This is a genomic window from uncultured Veillonella sp. (assembly GCF_938010505.1).
Classification (GTDB): Bacteria; Bacillota; Negativicutes; order Veillonellales; family Veillonellaceae; genus Veillonella.
In genome coordinates, this window is record NZ_CALLVP010000002.1 from 1 (window position 1) to 1,951 (window position 1,951).

The window sequence follows — 1,951 nt, forward strand, 5'->3', positions numbered from 1 at the left end:
CATGGTACAATAGTAGAATATATTACATTGTAATTTAGTCGAATCGGAGCATGTATGAATAGAACATTATTAAAACGTATTCTAGTAACCTCTGTGATTGCAGTATTAGGTGTGAGCACGTCCTTTGCAGCGCTCGTTATGGAACGTGATGAAGGTTTAGATACAGCACCTAGTGTAGGCATGTATCGGTATCAAGTGCCTACAGAGTTACAGGGGATATATAATAGTGCAAGCGTTACCAATCTAACAGCATCTATGGAGAAAGAGCCTAATACATTATCTATGAATGTAGCGCATGTAAAAGGTAATCCATCTGAGTCTTATGTTGTAGAGATATATAAAGATTTAGCTGCCATTGAAACACATCGCAAATCCGATCATTATCAAGCCTTTGTTAATGAAGTAGGTTCTAAATTAACAAATCGCAAAATGTACGACGTACAGTCTGTACTATTGTTTGAGAAAAAAGATGCTTTATCTATTGTCAATGATGGTAAAGCAGTAGTGACATTAACCGAGTTTACTGTTAATAGCAATGATACTGACACAGTACAACGTCAATACCAACTCGATATTGAACGGGCCGTACGGGATGATGCGGGTTATAAGGCTGGCTATGTGCTTCGTGAAAGAAACACAAAAAATCGTTGGTATGTCATTCAAATCTATAGCGATCAAGCAGCCCTTACAAAACATGTAAACAGTCCTGGCTATCGCTTCATGATGAGCCAAATCCAAGGTAGCCTACAAAACGTTACCACAAAGGTATTAGATGGTGATATCCTTGTCAACCATGGTGGGCAGGCGTTTGTAAGACCTTAAAATTGAATATAATATAATTACAGTAAAGTTACTGCTAGCATATACATATGTGCTAGCAGTTTTTTGTTATATAATAGGTGAAAGTATAGTCTATACTAAAAGGAGTTACATATGACACAGCAAGAACGTTTACGCTATTTACTTGAAGGCTTAGTAGCAGAATACAAAGAGAAGCATAACGAATATATAGATATCCCTGTGAGCGAAGAAGAGCAGTTTACACTCTTTAGATCTTTATGTAATATTCGTCCTGCTGGTGGTATGCCTCTTGAATGGATGAAGATAGAGGATGAGTATTTAATTACATTAGCCCGTGAAAAGGGAATCGTAACCATTAATGATATGGAGGAGCGAGAGCCTCAGATTTATCTGTGGCAAGGAGATATTACTCGATTATCTGTAGACGCTATTGTAAATGCAGCTAATAATCAGTTGCTCGGATGTTTTGCTCCAAATCATAAGTGTATCGATAATGAAATCCATACCTTTGCTGGTATTGAGCTTCGTATGGAATGTGCTAGAATGACTGAGTATATGGACATGCCTGAAAAAACGGGTGTAGCTCGTATGACCTATGGGTATAATTTACCAGCAAAACATGTAATTCACACAGTGGGACCTATTATTTATGAGGCGGTAACAGATAAGGAGAGACATGAACTGGCTTCCTGTTATCGATCCTGTTTACAATTAGCCAATGCTTATAACTTACACTCCATTGCATTCTGCTGTATCTCCACTGGTGAATTTAGATTCCCTAATGAAGAGGCCGCACAAATTGCAGTTCATACGGTGAGAACCTATTTGAAAGAAAGTAATAGTAAAATCAAAGTGGTATTTAATGTATTTAAGGATATAGATTATGACATCTACGACAAATTATTGTCATAATATAGATACTTTATATGTACCAATAAATATGGAAGAGAAACATATACCTTTTGAAATTCATAAAAATACTGTATCATTTAATAATGACGTAAAAAAGTTATGAATGATTTGTTGGCCTAAGAAGGAGTTAATGTACTATGAATTATAAATACACCTATGAAAGCCCATTAGGAACTATGATTATGCTTGGTACATTATCATATTTAACAGATTTATTTTTTATTGATGAAGCTCATGC

General features: G+C 35.9%; 2 protein-coding genes and 1 pseudogene. All 3 read left to right on the forward strand.

The features are described from left to right. The first annotated feature begins 54 nt into the window (after positions 1–54). The gene (locus Q0507_RS00025; protein ID WP_298710567.1) at positions 55–822 is read left to right on the forward strand and encodes a putative quinol monooxygenase; all 768 of its coding nucleotides are present in this window, start codon (positions 55–57) and stop codon (positions 820–822) included. Positions 823–933: 111 nt separating this feature from the next. Next, positions 934–1,713: a protein-ADP-ribose hydrolase gene (locus Q0507_RS00030; protein ID WP_298710570.1), complete on the forward strand. Its 780-nt coding sequence runs from the start codon at positions 934–936 to the stop codon at positions 1,711–1,713. Positions 1,714–1,850: 137 nt separating this feature from the next. Then, a pseudogene (locus Q0507_RS09730) lies at positions 1,851–1,951 on the forward strand (cysteine methyltransferase); the annotation flags it as partial.

Bases quoted from the DNA above. Each gene is read 5' to 3' on its own strand.
- Q0507_RS00025 (WP_298710567.1), top strand. From the start codon at position 55: ATGAATAGAACATTATTAAAACGTATTCTAGTAACCTCTGTGATTGCA.
- Q0507_RS00030 (WP_298710570.1), top strand. From the start codon at position 934: ATGACACAGCAAGAACGTTTACGCTATTTACTTGAAGGCTTAGTAGCA.